Source organism: Burkholderia sp. IT-111MI5, assembly GCF_949752865.1.
GTDB classification, from domain to species: domain Bacteria; phylum Pseudomonadota; class Gammaproteobacteria; order Burkholderiales; family Burkholderiaceae; genus Burkholderia; species Burkholderia pyrrocinia_C.
Genome location: NZ_CATKIF010000011.1, coordinates 1333087 through 1348967, shown reverse-complemented (window position 1 = coordinate 1348967; position 15881 = coordinate 1333087). Strand labels below are relative to the sequence as shown.

At 67.7% G+C, this 15881-nt stretch carries 16 protein-coding genes; 8 read left to right on the top strand and 8 right to left on the bottom strand.

Features of this window, described 5'->3' with window-relative positions; genetic code table 11:
• The first annotated feature begins 247 nt into the window (after window positions 1-247).
• The 5 genes from ACM6JT_RS14355 (at window position 248) to ACM6JT_RS14335 (ending at window position 4966) form a co-directional block, all read left to right on the top strand.
• Complete coding sequence (locus ACM6JT_RS14355; protein WP_034182017.1) at window positions 248-718, top strand: rhodanese-like domain-containing protein; 471 nt, start codon at window positions 248-250, stop codon at window positions 716-718.
• 28 nt (window positions 719-746) lie between these two features.
• Window positions 747-1685, top strand: a complete 939-nt coding sequence (gene epsC / locus ACM6JT_RS14350) for a serine O-acetyltransferase EpsC (RefSeq protein ID WP_105389750.1) — start codon at window positions 747-749, stop codon at window positions 1683-1685.
• Window positions 1686-1693: 8 nt separating this feature from the next.
• The gene (locus ACM6JT_RS14345) at window positions 1694-1915 is read left to right on the top strand and encodes a helix-turn-helix domain-containing protein (RefSeq protein ID WP_105389749.1); all 222 of its coding nucleotides are present in this window, start codon (window positions 1694-1696) and stop codon (window positions 1913-1915) included.
• Window positions 1916-2046: 131 nt separating this feature from the next.
• Window positions 2047-2979: a family 2A encapsulin nanocompartment shell protein gene (locus ACM6JT_RS14340; protein ID WP_006479760.1), complete on the top strand. Its 933-nt coding sequence runs from the start codon at window positions 2047-2049 to the stop codon at window positions 2977-2979.
• On the top strand, window positions 2954-4966 hold the full coding sequence (locus ACM6JT_RS14335) for a family 2A encapsulin nanocompartment cargo protein cysteine desulfurase (RefSeq protein ID WP_414856705.1): 2013 nt from the start codon (window positions 2954-2956) through the stop codon (window positions 4964-4966). Before ACM6JT_RS14340 ends, ACM6JT_RS14335 begins: the two co-directional genes overlap by 26 nt.
• Before the next feature lie 64 nt (window positions 4967-5030).
• Here ACM6JT_RS14335 and ACM6JT_RS14330 read toward each other — a convergent pair whose 3' ends face one another.
• The 4 genes from ACM6JT_RS14330 to ACM6JT_RS14315 all read right to left on the bottom strand — a co-directional run bounded on the left by ACM6JT_RS14330 (window position 5031) and on the right by ACM6JT_RS14315 (window position 7282).
• Entirely contained in the window at window positions 5031-5924 is an 894-nt protein-coding gene (locus ACM6JT_RS14330; protein ID WP_131947794.1) for an acetylglutamate kinase, read from the bottom strand.
• Between the two features lie 48 nt (window positions 5925-5972).
• Window positions 5973-6494 carry a PTS sugar transporter subunit IIA gene (locus tag ACM6JT_RS14325; RefSeq protein WP_414856704.1) on the bottom strand — a complete coding sequence of 174 codons (522 nt, stop codon included), beginning with the start codon at window positions 6492-6494 and terminating at the stop codon, window positions 5973-5975.
• Window positions 6495-6633: 139 nt separating this feature from the next.
• Window positions 6634-6852, bottom strand: coding sequence for a hypothetical protein (locus tag ACM6JT_RS14320; protein WP_235212515.1), 219 nt, complete (start codon window positions 6850-6852; stop codon window positions 6634-6636).
• Window positions 6853-6910: 58 nt separating this feature from the next.
• Complete coding sequence (locus tag ACM6JT_RS14315; RefSeq protein ID WP_034182023.1) at window positions 6911-7282, bottom strand: DUF6697 family protein; 372 nt, start codon at window positions 7280-7282, stop codon at window positions 6911-6913.
• A 768-nt stretch (window positions 7283-8050) separates the two neighbouring features.
• Here ACM6JT_RS14315 and ACM6JT_RS14310 point away from each other — a divergent pair.
• On the top strand, window positions 8051-9202 hold the full coding sequence (locus tag ACM6JT_RS14310; protein WP_414856703.1) for a porin: 1152 nt from the start codon (window positions 8051-8053) through the stop codon (window positions 9200-9202).
• Between the two features lie 150 nt (window positions 9203-9352).
• Here the strand turns inward: ACM6JT_RS14310 and groL are convergent, their stop codons facing one another.
• The 3 genes from groL to ACM6JT_RS14295 form a co-directional block, all read right to left on the bottom strand.
• Complete coding sequence (gene groL / locus ACM6JT_RS14305) at window positions 9353-10993, bottom strand: chaperonin GroEL (protein WP_034182026.1); 1641 nt, start codon at window positions 10991-10993, stop codon at window positions 9353-9355.
• Between the two features lie 12 nt (window positions 10994-11005).
• Window positions 11006-11296, bottom strand: coding sequence for a co-chaperone GroES (locus tag ACM6JT_RS14300; protein WP_011694564.1), 291 nt, complete (start codon window positions 11294-11296; stop codon window positions 11006-11008).
• A 210-nt stretch (window positions 11297-11506) separates the two neighbouring features.
• Complete coding sequence (locus ACM6JT_RS14295) at window positions 11507-12790, bottom strand: alpha/beta fold hydrolase (protein WP_414856702.1); 1284 nt, start codon at window positions 12788-12790, stop codon at window positions 11507-11509.
• 391 nt (window positions 12791-13181) lie between these two features.
• Here ACM6JT_RS14295 and ACM6JT_RS14290 point away from each other — a divergent pair, with 391 nt between their 5' ends.
• Both ACM6JT_RS14290 and ACM6JT_RS14285 read left to right on the top strand, forming a co-directional pair.
• On the top strand, window positions 13182-13862 hold the full coding sequence (locus tag ACM6JT_RS14290) for a class II aldolase/adducin family protein (RefSeq protein ID WP_217588835.1): 681 nt from the start codon (window positions 13182-13184) through the stop codon (window positions 13860-13862).
• A 120-nt stretch (window positions 13863-13982) separates the two neighbouring features.
• Window positions 13983-15101, top strand: coding sequence for a sigma-54 interaction domain-containing protein (locus ACM6JT_RS14285; protein ID WP_217588836.1), 1119 nt, complete (start codon window positions 13983-13985; stop codon window positions 15099-15101).
• Here the strand turns inward: ACM6JT_RS14285 and ACM6JT_RS14280 are convergent.
• Complete coding sequence (locus tag ACM6JT_RS14280) at window positions 15092-15880, bottom strand: ABC transporter permease (RefSeq protein WP_414856701.1); 789 nt, start codon at window positions 15878-15880, stop codon at window positions 15092-15094. The genes ACM6JT_RS14285 and ACM6JT_RS14280 overlap by 10 nt on opposite strands.
• Window position 15881 lies beyond the last annotated feature (1 nt).

Here is a 15881-nt window from a genome sequence, read left to right as displayed (position 1 = left end):
GTGACATCGAACGGTCGTCGTTCCGCATATCGTCCCGCATGTCCCGACCGCAAGCGAATCCGCGCCGATAGCGCGCGTCTGCTATTGCATTTCGCGCGCCGCTGATTAGGAAATGAATTTTTATTGGTTCTGCTTGCCCGGCCGCACTCGCATAGTGGCGCTGACGGCTATAGACAGCACGCAAGCTGCAACGGCCGCATTCCCGGTGTTTTTTGATCATACGAATCTGCGAAAACGAGGAAGTGTCATGACGGTTGCATTGGAAGAACGAACCGCTGCGCAGCAGGCGCTCGAAGACGCCCGTGCGGCGGCCGCGGCGGCCGGCACGCCCTACGCGGGCGGCGTCGCACCGCAAGCTGCATGGGCACTGTTCTCGGCCGGCGACGCGTTGCTGGTGGACGTGCGCACCGCCGAAGAACGGAAATTCGTCGGCCACGTGCCGGAGTCGCTGCATGTGCCGTGGGCGACCGGCACGAGCCTGACGCGCAACCCGCGTTTCGTGCGCGAACTGGAAGCGAAGACCGGCAAGGACGCGGTGGTGCTGCTCCTGTGCCGCAGCGGCAACCGTTCCGCGCAGGCGGCCGAAGCCGCGACGAAGGGCGGCTTCACGCAGGTATTCAACGTGCTCGAAGGGTTCGAGGGCGACCTCGACGAAGGGCAGCATCGCGGCGGCCGCAACGGCTGGCGCTTTCGCGGCCTGCCGTGGGCGCAGGATTGATTCACGGCCGACAAGGGGAGAAGTCAGCATGGCCGCATTCGACATCGACGACATCGTTCAATCGCTGCAGACCGTTCGCCGCGCATGGCGCGAGAAGCAGCGTCGCTCGCTCGAACCGGGCGGGCGCGACCTGCCGGCGCGCGAGGCGCTCGCGCAGATCGTCGGCGCGCTGAAGGGCGTGCTGTTCCCGATGCGGCTCGGGCCGCCCGACCTGCGCCAGGAGAGCGAGAACTTCCATGTGGCCCACGCGCTCGACGCGGCGCTGAACGCGCTGCTCGCGCAGGTGACGCTCGAATTGCGCTACGCGGCGCGGCAGCGCAACGCCGACGGGCCGGTCGACAACGTCGAAGGAGTCGCTTCGACGGCCGTGCAGGCGTTCGCCGCGCGGCTGCCCGAGATTCGCCGGCTGCTCGACAGCGACGTGCTCGCTGCCTTTCACGGCGATCCGGCGGCCGGCAGCGTCGACGAAGTGCTGCTGTGCTACCCGGGCATCCTCGCGATGATCCACCACCGGCTCGCGCATGAGTTGTACGGGCTCGGCCTGCCGCTGCTCGCGCGGATCATCGCCGAGCAGGCGCATGCGGAAACGGGCATCGACATTCATCCGGGCGCGCGCATCGGCGCGGGTTTCTTCATCGACCACGGCACGGGTGTCGTGATCGGCGAGACGGCAATCATCGGCGAGCGCGTACGCGTGTACCAGGCCGTCACGCTCGGCGCGAAGCGCTTTCCGCGCGATGCGGCCGGCCATCTGGAGAAAGGGCTTGCACGCCATCCGATCGTCGAGGACGACGTGGTGATCTACGCGGGTGCGACGATCCTCGGCCGCGTGACGATCGGGCGCGGCGCGGTGATCGGCGGCAACGTGTGGCTCACGCAGGACGTGCCGGCCGGCGCGAACGTCACGCAGGCCGTGCTGCGCAGCGAAGCGAACGCCGCGCCGCGCGCGGCGGCGCGTGTCGCCTAGGAGGCGCGATGAGCGACCTCATTCATCACTTCGGCGCCAACGTGCGCAGGCTGCGCGAAGCGCGCACGTGGTCGCAGGAGCAGCTCGCCGAGCATGCGGGGCTGAACCGCTCGTATGTCGGCGAGATCGAGCGCGGCGAGGCGATCGCGTCGATCGTCACGGCCGACAAGATCGCGCGCGCGTTCGACGTGTCGATCTCGATGCTGCTGCCGGGCGCGTACATCACCTGAGGCCGCCCCGTTTCCCTTTCGGTTGCACGACATGACGGCTATAGCATGTTGAGCCGGCAGGTGCGTGCTTCCGATAATCACCCAGCGTCATAAGCAATCCCGTTTTCCATCTTAAGAACCCGGAGCCACACATGTCGACCGTTGCAAGCGGCACGGCCGCGCTGAGCGATCACGCCGCCCGCCAACTAGCGAACGCTACCAAGACCGTCCCCCAGCTTTCCACGATCACGCCGCGCTGGCTGACCCATCTGCTGCAGTGGGTGCCGGTCGAGGCCGGCATCTACCGCCTGAACCAGGTGAAGAACCCGGAAGCCGTGCGTGCCGCATGCACGCAGCTCGAGGACGAAAGCGTGCTGCCGCAGACCTTCGTGCCTTACGAAGAGCAACCGCGCGAATACTTCCTGAACGCGGTGAGCACGGTGCTCGACGTGCATACTCGGATCTCCGATCTTTACAGCAGTCCTCACGACCAGATCAAGGAACAGCTGCGCCTGACGATCGAGACGATCAAGGAGCTGCAGGAAAGCCAGCTGATCAACAACCCCGACTACGGGCTGCTGGCAAACGTGACCGACGAACAGCGGATCTTCCCGCTGACGGGCGCGCCGACGCCGGACGATCTCGACGAGCTGCTGACCAAGGTGTGGAAGGAGCCCGCGTTCTTCCTCACGCACCCGCTCGCGATCGCCGCGTTCGGCCGCGAATGCACGCGGCGCGGCGTGCCGCCGCCGACGGTCAGCCTGTTCGGCTCGCAGTTCCTCACGTGGCGCGGCATTCCGCTGATCCCGTCGGACAAGGTGCCGGTCGCGGACGGCAAGACCAAGATCCTGCTGCTGCGCGTCGGCGACAAGCGGCAGGGCGTCGTCGGCCTCTATCAGCCGGGCGTCGCGGGCGAGCAGGGGCCGGGCCTGTCGGTGCGCTTCATGGGGATCAACAACCAGGCGATCGCGTCGTACCTGATCTCGCTGTATTGCTCGCTCGCGGTCCATTCGCCGGACGCGCTGGCTGTCCTCGATGACGTCGAAATCGCCAAGTTCCATGACTATCCCGACACCTACCGTTAATCCCGGCCTGGCCGGCGGCGACGCGCACGCGCTGCCGCACGCACCGCTGCCTGCGGGCTTGCCCGACCCCGCGACGCTCGCGCGGCTCGCGTCCGAGTTCTTCTCGACGCCGCCCGGGCAGGCCGCCGCGCCCGGGCTGTCGACGGGCAGCGGCGCGGTCGGCGGCGTGCCGTCGGCGTTGCCGGCCGCCGCGCCGATCCTCGCGTCGGTGAGCAACCCGGCGCCGGCCGGCTCGCCGCTCGCGGGGCCCGGCGGCACCGGCACCGGCGTGCCGGGTTTCGCGTTGCCGCAGGGCAAGGTGCCCGGCACGAACCTCGCGCCGTCCGCGCCGACGCACGTGCTGTCGCTCGGCAACCGCGTGCCCGCGCTCGCGCCGCATGCGGCCGCGCAGAACGGGCTGCCCGACAACGCCGTGTCGATCGCGCCCGCGCTCGAGCCGCGCATCGGCGGCGCGGCGCTCGGCGTGCCGCAGGGGAATGCGTCGTCGTCGGAGGGCGCGGTGAAGGCAGCGCCGGCAGCGTCGCCGTACTACTTCACCGACGGCTCGCTGCAAGGCTGGCAGGCGACGCCGCAGGACATCGTCGTGCCGTCGAACGGCCTCGCGTCGCCGGAAGCGTTCGGGCTGCCGGGCGACGCTGCGCTGCGCGATCTGCTCGCCGTGCAGCGCGACGTGCCGGTGCCGCGCGCATCGGGCGCGGACGTGCCGCGCTACTTCATCGACGATACGCATGCGGTCGAGCCGCAAGGCAACCTGCATCGCGGCGCGCACCCGCCGTTCGACGTGAACGCGATCCGCCGCGATTTCCCGATCCTGCAGGAGCGCGTGAACGGCAAGCAGTTGATCTGGTTCGACAATGCGGCGACGACGCACAAGCCGCAGGCCGTAATCGACCGCCTCGCGTATTTCTACGCGCACGAGAACTCGAACATCCACCGCGCCGCGCATGCGCTGGCCGGTCGCGCGACGGATGCTTACGAGCATGCGCGGGAAACGGTGCAGCGCTTCATCGGCGCATCGTCGCCCGACGAGATCGTGTTCGTGCGCGGCACGACCGAGGCGATCAACCTGATCGCGAAGACGTGGGGCGTGCAGAACGTCGGCGAAGGCGACGAGATCGTCGTGTCGCATCTCGAGCATCACGCGAACATCGTGCCGTGGCAGCAGCTTGCCGCGCAAAAGGGCGCGAAGCTGCGCGTGATTCCGGTCGACGATTCGGGGCAGGTGCTGCTCGACGAATACCGGAAGCTGCTCAACGACCGCACGAAGATCGTGTCCGTCACGCAGGTGTCGAATGCGCTAGGCACGGTCGTGCCGGTGAAGGAGATCGTCGAGCTCGCGCATCGCGCGGGCGCGAAGGCGCTCGTCGACGGCGCGCAGTCGATCTCGCACATGCGCGTCGACGTGCAGGCGCTCGATGCGGATTTCTTCGTGTTCTCCGGGCACAAGATCTACGGGCCGACCGGGATCGGCGTCGTGTACGGCAAGCGCGCGATCCTCGACGACATGCCGCCGTGGCAGGGCGGCGGCAACATGATTGCTGACGTGACGTTCGAGCGTACGGTGTTCCAGCCGCCGCCGAACCGCTTCGAGGCCGGCACCGGCAACATCGCGGATGCGGTCGGGCTCGGCGCGGCGCTCGACTATGTGAACCGTGTCGGCATCGAGAACATCGCTCGCTACGAGCACGACCTGCTCGCGTATGCGACGAGCGTGCTCGCGCCGGTGCCGGGCGTGCGGCTCGTCGGCACCGCGCGCGACAAGGCGAGCGTGCTGTCGTTCGTGCTGAAGGGCTATGAGACCGAGGAAGTCGGACAGGCGTTGAATGAAGAGGGCATCGCGGTGCGCTCGGGGCATCACTGCGCGCAGCCGATCCTGCGGCGTTTCGGGCTCGAGGCAACGGTGCGGCCGTCGCTCGCGTTCTACAACACGTGCGACGAGGTCGATGCGCTGGTGCGTGTGGTGCGGCGTCTCGCGACACGGCGCTGATCGCTGACGTCGTTCGCTTGCGGCGGCCCTCATGGGTCGCCGCAAGCGATTTCCCGCTACCCGATCAGAACCGCACGACCTGCTTCTGCTCGACGCTGAAGCCGTCGCGCAGCACGCACGCCGAATCGGCGAAGTAGCGGCGCGTTTCCGACAGCAGGTCGGTATTGCCGCGACGGCAGAACACCACGCCCGACCCTTCCTCGGTCAGCAATTCGTCGATCAGCGATTCGGGTTGCCCGATATCGGCGAGATGGACGTTCTGCACGCCGTGCGCGAGCGCATCGAGCGCCTCACGTACGCAGGGCGCCGCATCGGCGGCCGGATGCTCGGCGAGCCATTGCTCGAGTTCCGTGATGCCGTACAGCCCCGCGAGTTCGCCGAGTTCGCGCAGCAGCGCGCTTTCGACCATCATCACCAGCGTGACGGCGCCGGTGCGCTGCGCGAAGAGGCTGCCGACCCGTTCGGGGCGCAGCAGGCGATCCTGGCCTGCATCGTCCGGCGCGACGGGCATCACCACGGGCACCAGCCCGTTCCCGAGAAACGCGTTCAATGCGGCGCCGTCGAATTGCGCGACCGGGCTCGTGTTCGCGCGATCGGATTCGGCGCCGGCGACCAGCAGGCCGCCGTCGTGACCGTCGATGCCGATCGCCTTGACGCCGTGACTGCCGATCAGGCGTACCAGCTCGTGGTTGATGTCGGCCATCGCGGCACGTGCGGCCTGGACGGACTGCGCGCCGGACGCGGCCGGCCCGCCCTGGACGACCACCGGACGAATGCCGGTGAGCGCGAGCAGTGCGACGTCCTGAGCGAACGCATGACGAGCGTGCGTATCGCTCGCCACGCCGTTATCGACGATAACGACCGTCTGCCCGTGCAAGGCCTGCATGAACGGCAGCGAGCGAGCCAGGCCGGCCACGCGCCGTGACGTAAGAGTGGGACTTTCAGGGTCTGGGAACATGGGAATCCGAAAGAATGAGGAAAGTGCCTGTCGCCGCACGACGCGGTGTCAGTGCGTGCGTTGCATGAGCCGATGAATCTCGCCGGGCGTCAGCGCGTCGCGCGACGCCTGCCGGAACGGGCGTTCGCTGAAGCACCGCGCCGCGTCGGCGAGCAGTTCGAGATGCGCGCGGTCGTCCTGTTTCGGCAGGACCAGCACGATGAATTCGCGCACGGGCTTGCGGTCCGGCGCATTGAACGCGAACGGGTACAGCGCGCGAACGAACAGCGCGACGGCCGAGCCGAGCCCGTCGACCCGCGCATGCGGAATCGCGACGCCCTGGCCGAGGCCGGTCGAACCGAGCTGTTCGCGCTTCGTCAGTTCGGTTCGGATCCGTTCCGCAGGAACCCCGCTGCTGCGCGCGACGTATCGCGCGGCGAGGTCGAACAGCTGGATCGCGCTTTCGACCGGCACGTCGAGCAGGATGTTGTCAGGCGGACAGGCGTCCGCCAGCCGGGCCGCGAGCGGCAAGCCGCCGCGTCGGCGGGGAAGGTCGGGTTGGCCGCCGACGGCGGCCTGCTGCGTTTGCATGCGGATCTCTCCGTGTCGTGATGACAGGGAAATCCTAGACACATCCGCGTAAAGACGGTGTCAGATACGCGGGGGCCCGGTATTAAAATTTCGTATCGATTGCGGCGCGGCTCGCACCGCACGCCCGATACGGACGTCTTCACGTGCCCGACAGCACGAACGGCAGCGTCGTCAGCAGAAAGACCGAAATGCCGACGACCGGCGCGCCGAACGCGATCGCCGCGAACGCCACCGCGGCGCTGGTCAGCACGAGCGTTCTCGACCGGCGGCGGTGCCGGTCGTGCGCAGTTGCCTTGTCTTCGCGGACGGCATCGGCCCGCGCGCCGATCACGTGTTTCCAGAACGTCAAGCCAAGCATGATTGCTCCTGTATGAAAGACGACCGAGACGCGGCGCGCGATGCGCCGTGCAAACGTGTCAGCAGCGCCTGAGCTTCAGCACGCGCGAGATCTGCCCGGACGTGAAGCCGCTGTTGCGCACGTAAGGCGCGCAGTCGAGCGGCGCGGTGAGCGATTCGCTGACGACGTACCGGCCGACGAAGCGGAACGCATCCGTTTCCATCTTGATGAACACCGGAATCGCATCGCGCTGCGCGGCGAGCGTCCTGCCGGCCGCACGCGCGGACGCGCTGCCGTCGCAGAGGATCACGTCGGGGGCGTGCGGGTTGAGGTCCGTGCGCAGGCACGCGGCCACGACCTTGCCGTTCTTCGTCGGCAGGAATGCCTGTTTGCTGCCGCCGCATGCGGTGTGGATGAATTCGCGGGTGTACTGCTTGTCGATCTCGAACATGCTCGGGCTCCGGTATCGGAAATTTCCGTGAATGAACTCAGGTATGCAAAATTGTTTGACCGGATCGGCATGCGGGACGCGGGCAAGCGATCGGTCGTCGCTTTGGCGGCGGATCGTTGGCGCGTCGTTGCAGGGAATTTGCCGCGAGCACGCGCTTGAGCACACGATGCGCGATTACCGCATCGACGTCGTATTCAAGCGTGCACGGGTGTGACTACGGCGCGCACCGTCCGCCTGTCGGCAGGACGGTGGCTCGGGAAAGAGAGACGCAGGCGTCCTGCCTGTCAGGCAGAAAAGCAACTCGGGGGACGAGGACTTCGGATACGCATGTCGCGTGCTCGGTGGTGGATTGCGAACACATTCTAGTGAACGCACACGCGGCCGCAAGTAAAAAGGTCGTAAAGGTGGCGCCCTCTACGTGCATTGCCGGAGGGGTGCACGGGCGCGGCACGGCGCACACCGGAACGTGTCGTTCGCGCCGCCGCTCCATGGCCATTCGCCGCCGGCCGCTTGCGGCAGGCCGGAATCGAGCTGCATCACGAAGCGCATCTTGCAGCCTCGATCCGGTGCGGACTCGACCGGTCGATGCAACACGATGGAAGCCGCGCGGCCGCGACCGCCATTGTTGACGATATTGGAAAGGTCCAATCCAGAACCGGCAATAGGTTCCGGGAAAATGACCGATTATTCTCCCGATCGCAGTACCGGCCTCCGGATGCGAGTGCTATCGGACTGCTTACAAAATCAATCGCTCAGGGGAGGCCTTTCATGAAACGCATCGTCGTATCCGGTGGTATCGGCGCGGTATTCGCCGTAACAGCAACGTCGTCGGCATTTGCCCAGAGTTCCGTCACGTTGTATGGCCTCGTCGATACGGCGATCCGGTATCAGACCAATGCCGGCCCGGACGGCAAGGACCTGATCGGGATGACGGTCGGCCCGGAAACGCACAGCCGCTGGGGCTTGCGCGGCAGCGAGGATCTCGGCGGCGGGTTGTCGGCGATCTTCCGCCTCGAGAACGGCTTCGAGCTCGGCGACGGCAAGCTGCACGTCGCGAATACGCTGTTCAGCCGCCAGGCGTACGTCGGCCTGTCGAGCAACCGCTTCGGCTCGCTGACGTTCGGCAACCAGTACGCGCCGCTGTACGACACGATGGGCGACATCTTCGACCCGATGACCGTCGGCGACTACTGGCAGGACAGCTGGGCGTACAACGGCATCGGCAACTACCTGACGGTGCCGAACTCGGTGAAGTACAAGTTTTCCTACAGCGGCCTGAGCGTCGACGCGATCTACGGCTTCGGCAACCATGCCGGCGCGATGGGGCTCGACAGCACGTACGGTGTGGAACTGACCTATGCACAGGGGCCCGCGTCGATCAACGCGGGCTATCAGCAGACTTCCGTGTCGTCCGTGAACGGCAGTTCGGTCAACGGCGCGAAGGTGAGCTTCGTGCACGTGAGCGGCGCGTATCAGGTCACGCCGACCGTGCGGCTGCTGGCCGGCTGGCTGCACGGCCAGGACAAGACGGGCACGACGGACTTCAACATGCAGCAGGCCGGTGCGCCGGCGCTGAGCGGCGGCAGCCCGAACCGCATCGACGATACGTTCTACGTCGGCGCGAACTGGCAGGCCACCGCGCCGCTGCTGATCACGGTGGCCGGCTATTACGGCCACGCGCGCAACGCGGCGCGGCTCGACGGCACGCTCGGCTCGGGGATCAACTACTCGGCGACCGTGCTGGCCGAATATGCGCTGTCGAAGCACACCGAGGTTTACGGCACGGTGGACTTCGCGCGCGGCAACGGCGCGTTCGCCGCCGACTATCCGGGCGCCACCAACCGACTCACGGGCAAGGTCGACCAGATCGGCCGGACCAACAACGTCGGGGCGGCGATCGGTCTGCGGCAGATGTTCTGAAGAAGGTTCGCACGTTGCGGTGCGGCCGGAGGCGGGCGTCGCGTCCGCAACCGCGGTGCGCACGAAAAAAACGCGCGGCGACCGAGGCCGCCACGCGTTGCATGCCCGAGCGTATCGCCGCCCGGGTCGGGCGGCACGCTGCGTCTATCGTCAGAAGTCGAACCCCGGCCCGCCCGCGCCCGGGCCGCCAGGCGCCGCGGCCGGCGCCGCATCCTTCGGCGCTTCGAACACGGTTGCATCGGTCGTCAGCAGCAGCCCGGCGACCGACGCCGCGTTCTGCAGCGCCGTGCGCGTGACCTTGGTCGGATCGAGCACGCCCGATTCGACGAGGTCGCCGTACTCGCCTGTCTGCGCGTTGTAGCCGAAGTTGCCCGAACCTTCCGCGACCTTCGCGACGACGACGCTCGCTTCCTCGCCCGCGTTCGCGACGATCTGGCGCAGCGGTTCCTCGAGCGCGCGCAGCACGATCTTGATGCCCGCATCCTGATCGGCGTTTACGCCCTTCAGTTCGCGGATCGCCTGCCGCACGCGGATCAGCGCGACACCGCCGCCCGGCACGATGCCTTCCTCGACGGCCGCGCGCGTCGCGTGCAGCGCGTCGTCGACGCGATCCTTCTTCTCCTTCACCTCGATCTCGGTCGCACCGCCGACCTTGATCACCGCGACGCCGCCCGCGAGCTTCGCGACGCGTTCCTGCAGTTTTTCGCGGTCGTAGTCCGACGTCGCTTCTTCGATCTGCACGCGGATCTGCTTCACGCGTGCTTCGATGTTCTTCGCATCGCCCGCGCCGTCGATCACGGTCGTGTTTTCCTTGCCGACCTCGATGCGCTTCGCCTGGCCGAGTTCGGCGAGCGTCGCCTTCTCGAGCGTCAGGCCCGTTTCCTCGGCGACGACCTGCCCGCCGGTGAGGATCGCGATGTCCTCGAGCAGTGCCTTGCGGCGATCGCCGAAGCCCGGCGCCTTGACCGCGACCGTCTTCAGGATTCCGCGGATGTTGTTCACGACGAGCGTCGCGAGCGCTTCGCCTTCGACGTCCTCCGCGATGATCAGCAGCGGCCGGCCCGACTTCGCGACCTGTTCGAGCACCGGCAGCAGGTCGCGGATGTTCGAGATCTTCTTGTCGTGCAGCAGGATGTACGGGTTCTCGATCTCGGCGATCTGCTTGTCGGGATTGTTGATGAAGTACGGCGACAGGTAGCCGCGATCGAACTGCAGCCCCTCGACGACGTCGAGCTCGTCGGCGAGCGACTTGCCGTCCTCGACGGTGATCACGCCTTCCTTGCCGACGCGGTCGATCGCTTCGGCGATGCGCTGGCCGATCGATTCCTCGCCGTTCGCGGAGATCGTCGCGACCTGCGCGATTTCCTTGCTGGTGGTGGTCGGCCTGCTGATCTTCTTCAGCTCGTCGACGGCCGCTGCGACGGCCTTGTCGATGCCGCGCTTCAGGTCGAGCGGATTGAGCCCGGCCGCGACGTATTTCTGGCCTTCGCGCACGATCGCCTGTGCGAGCACGGTGGCCGTCGTCGTGCCGTCGCCGGCCGCGTCGCTGGTGCGCGACGCGACTTCCTTCACGAGCTGCGCGCCGATGTTCTGCAGCTTGTCCGCGAGTTCGATTTCCTTCGCGACCGACACGCCGTCCTTCGTGACGACCGGCGCGCCGAAGCTGCGTTCGAGCACCACGTTGCGGCCCTTCGGCCCGAGCGTGACCTTCACCGCGTTCGCGAGAATGTTCACGCCTTCGGTCAGCTTCGCACGTGCGACGTCGCTGAAAATGATTTCCTTCGCTGCCATGATTGCGCTCCGTTATTGATTGACGACCGCGACGATGTCTTCCTCGCGCAGCACGAGGAACTCATTGCCGTCCACCTTGACGGCCTGGCCCGCGTACTTGCCGAACAGCACGCGTTCGCCCACCTGAAGGTCGGGCACGATGCGCTGGCCGTCCGTGTCCTTGCGGCCGGGGCCGACGGCGATCACTTCGCCCTGGTCGGGTTTCTCTGCGGCGCTGTCGGGGATCACGATGCCCGACGCGGTGGTGGTTTCCTGATCGAGTCGCTTCACGATGACGCGGTCGTGCAAGGGGCGTAGGCTCATCTTTTCGTCCTGTGCTGTTCTGTCTAAATTGGCTGGCACTCTTCATCAGAGAGTGCTGACGAGTATAAAAACGCACGACGGCGCGATCCAATAACGGATTCGGAAAAGCATTTGCGCGGATGCGCTATGGACGCGTTTGCCATGCCGATTCGGCAAACCCGGCGATTGCGGGAAAGCATTCGCGCCGTCGTGCAAAGCACGTGCAGCCGGTTATTGCGGCACGGCCTGCTGCGCGGCAGGCGTGCAGACCGGGCGGATCGTCTCGCCGGCGAGCACGCGCTTCACGAACGGAATCGAATCGGCGAGCGATGCGTTCACGGTGCCGTTGTGTTCACGGCCCGCATACAGGTGCGCCTCGACCGTCGTGCCCGCCGCGCACGCATCTTTCGCGAGCGCGAGTTCGAGCGGCGCGAGCCCGTCGTCCGCGCCCGCGCCGATGAAGACGGGCGTGGCGATCCTCAGTGTCGGATACTTCAGGTATTCGTCCCACCATGCCCTTAGCCGCGCATCGGCGCCCGGCTTCACGGTGTTCGCGTGCGTGAGGTGCGCGAGCGCTGCATCGTCCTCGAGCGACGCGAGGCAACCGATGCGTGCCTGTTCGAGGATCGGCAGCGCGTTGTCGGTCAGCACTTCGTCCGCGCGCAGCGACGGGGCGATCTGCTGCGCGGACAGCACCGAGTAGAACTGGTACGCAAGCGTCGGATCGACGCGGTCGGGATCGCGCCGGTAGGTGGTCTCGAACTTCGGCAGCGACGCGAGCGTGGCGCGCGACGCGTTGTAGATCGTCCCGGTCGCGACGGTCGCGCGGATCGCGAGTTCCGGCGCGTAGGCGGGCGCGTAGCCGGCCGCCGCGAATACGGCCGAGCCGCCTTGCGACTGACCGACGAGCACGACCTCGTTCGCGAGGCCCGGCACGCCGCCCAGCACCGCGCGCACGCTGTCGAGCAGCGTGTAGCTGTTCGAGCGGTTGTTGAGCTGCGGATTCGGGCCGGGCGTGCCGAGCCCTTGATAGTCGGTCGCGACGACCGCGAATCCCTGTTGAAGCCATGCGTTCAGGTAACGCACGTCGCGATACGAGCGGCCGAACCACGACGGCGCGCAGATGTCGGCCATCCCGAACGTGCCGTGCGCCCACGCGACGATCGGCCAGCCGCCGGCCGGCGGCGTGCCGCGCGGCACGAACAGCGCACCCGACACGGCGATCGGCGTGCGGCCGCCGACGCCGTCGGTCGATGCATACAGGATGCGCAGTTGCCGTGCGGCGCTCGCGAGCCCGAGCGTCGCGGGCAGCGCTTCGGAACGTAGCAGCACGCCGGGCGTCGCCGGAATGTCGCGGTCCCACATGTAGAACGCGGACACGCGACCGTCGCCCTGCAACGGATCGGGCGCTGGAGTGCGGCCGGGCGAAGCCGCGTGCGAAACGAGAGATGGCGCGGCGAGCGCCGAAACCAGCAGCGTGCGCGCAGCGAAGCCGCGCAGGGGGAAGAGCGTCATGGTCGGATGGATGTCGGTGAGATCGGATCGGACGCGCCGGGTTGTGTCCGGCGCGGGCCGACCACGACGCAAGTTTTGAACCAGCGCGGGTGCAGCGCGGGTGGGGCACGCGCTGCGCGCGGCATGACGGGCAATGCCTGCGCGCGGCGTGCAGCACGCGCATGCGCCGGCTGCGTCTCGCGCAGCAATCCGGGCCGGTTTGCTGTTGCTCCCGCAACAGACGCAAGCACATGAATCGCGCCGAGCGAATCGCGCACGTTGCGTACACGCGGTGGTGCAGGCATGCGATGCACGCGTACCCGGCTGGCACGATTGCTGCTGATCCGGTTGCCGTGCGTCGCGGCGTTGCGACGCGAGCCCATCCGTTCACCCGATCAAGGAAACCGAACTCATGTCAGTCACCCAAGCCATCGACAGCGGCGAACTCGTGGCATTCGTCGAGCGCGCCACGCGCGAATTCGCGCAAGCCGCGCGCGTGCTGAAGGAAACGCGCACGCTGTCCGCGACCAACACGTTCCAGGCGTTCCAGCGCGTGCCAGGCACGGAACTCGTCGTCGCGCTGTCGGCGCCGAGCCCGTGGGCCGCGTCGCAGGAGATCCAGCCCGTCGTCGTTACGCTCGACGGCGACGTGCTGCACGGAGACGCGCGCGCGGGCGGCAACGGGCCGCGCTACGCGGGTGTATTCCGCGAAGTGCCGGAAGTCGACGTCGTGATTCACGTGCACGGCCCGTATCTCGGCGCATGGGCGAGTGCGCATCGTCCGCTGCCGATCCGCTACGCGCCGGCCGCGCGCTACACGCGGGCCCGCGAGATCCCGGTCTATGTCGATCGCCGTCCGGGCGAGCCGCGCTTCATCGTCGACACGATCCGGCGCGCCCCCGAGGTGCCGGCGATCATCGAGGCGAACGGCGGCGCGACGTTCTGGGGCAAGTCGATCCTCGACGTGTCGAAGTACATCCTGATCCTCGAGGAAGCCGCGTATTTCCAGGCGCTCGCGGAGCCGCTCGGCGGCTCGCTCGAATTCGGGCCGGGCGCGCTCGAGCAGCAATGGAAGATGACCGGCCTCGCGTGACGCTGCGCAGCGGGCGGCGCAATCCGGCCGCCGTCATACCGATAGCTCGATGAATTGGTTCGTGGCCGGCGCGCGCCTTGCTATCGTCGCACCTTCCCCGTTCAACACGCCGGTCGTGCCATGGCCATCTTCAGCTTGCCGGACCCGACTTCGCACGCGATCACGATTCGTGCGAAGGCGCTGACGTTCGACGATCCCAAATCGCGGGTGCTGCTCGAACGCATCCAGCTCGTCGCGCCGAGCGATGCGACGGTGCTCGTCACCGGCGAGAGCGGCACCGGCAAGGAGCTGATCGCGCGCCTCGTGCATTCGCTGAGCGAGCGCCATGAAGGCCCGTTCGTCGCAGTCAACTGCGGCGCGTTTTCGGAGACGCTGATCGAAAGCGAGCTGTTCGGCCACGAGCGCGGCGCGTTTACCGGCGCCATCAACAGCCAGCCGGGCTGGTTCGAATCCGCGAATCGCGGCACGCTCTTTCTCGACGAGGTCGGCGACCTGCCGCTATCCGCGCAGGTCAAGCTACTGCGCGTGCTGCAGGAGCGCGAGGTGACGCCAGTCGGCTCGCGCAAGACCGTCAAGATCGACGTGCGGCTCGTTGCGGCGACCAACGTGAATCTCGAAGCCGCGGTGCGTGCGGGAAATTTCCGCGAAGACCTGTACTACCGGCTCAACGTCGTGAAGCTGAGCCTGCTGCCGCTGCGTGAGCGGCCCGGCGACATTGCGCCGCTGATCGAACACTTCATCGACATCTATGCGAAGCGGCTGCGCGTGACCGCGCCGACGCTGACGGACGCCGCGCGTGCGCGCCTGCATGCGCACGCGTGGCCGGGCAACATCCGCGAACTCGAGAACGTGATCCACCATGCGGTGCTGATCTGCGCGGGCGGCGCGATCGACGTCGGCGACCTGCAGTTCTCCGCGCTGTCGCTTGCACCCGATACAGCCGACGCGCACGGCGCGGCTGCCGCGCCGCCGCGCCGCGCACGCGACGTGGCCGAAGCGACCGATGCGCTGCGCCATGCAGTGGTCGAACTGCTGGATCTCGGCACGCCGGCGCTGTGGCAGCACATTGAGGACACCGTGTACCGCAGCGTGTTCGACTACAGCGAGCACAACCAGCTGCGCATGTCGCGCCTGCTCGACCAGTCGCGCAACATCGTCCGCGCACGGCTCGCGCAGCTCGGCATCCTGAAGCCGCGCGACGCGGGCGACGCCGACGCGCGGCTGCGCCGTCAGGCGTGATCGCGCCAGCGCAGCGCGCGCTGCGCGATCCGCTCGCATAACGCACTCATACCGACGGCCAGCGCCGTTACGCCCAGCACGCACACGAGCAGCACGTCGGCACGCGCGCCGGCCTGCGCGTTCTGCATCAGGCTGCCGACGCCCGCACCCGCGTTGAACAGCAGCTCGCTGCTGGTCGCCGTGATCCACGCGAACGGCACGGCCTGCAGCACGCCGGCGAACAGGTCGGGCAGCGCGCCCGGAATCAGCACGTCGCGCCACAGGCCGATGCGCGTCAGGCGATACGACTGCGCCAGTTCGACATAGCGCGGATCGACGCGGCGCAGCCCGTCGAAGCTGGCGGTAGTCATCGGGTAGAACGCGGCGAGCGCGATGATGAACACCTTCGCGAATTCGCCGGTGCCGGCACACAGGCTCAGCAACGGAATCAGCCCGAGCAGCGGCACGTAGCGCAGCGCCTGGAACGCCGGTTCGCCCAGCTTGCGCGCGAGCGTCGAGCGCGCCATTGCCGCACCGAACAGGAGCCCAAACGCGACGCCGAACCCCAGCCCGAGCGTCGTGCGGCGCAGGCTCGCACCGAGATCGGTCGCGAGTTCGCCGCTGCGGGCGAGTTCGACCAGCGCGGCGCCGACTTGCTGCAACGGCACGAACGCATATTGATGGGCCGCATCGCCGGACGACGCGAACTGCCAGGCGGCAACCAGCAGGGCCGGCACGACGAGGCCGCGCGCGCGGCGGCGCAGCGGGGCGAGCGAGAGGGCGCGTGTAGCGAGGGGCATG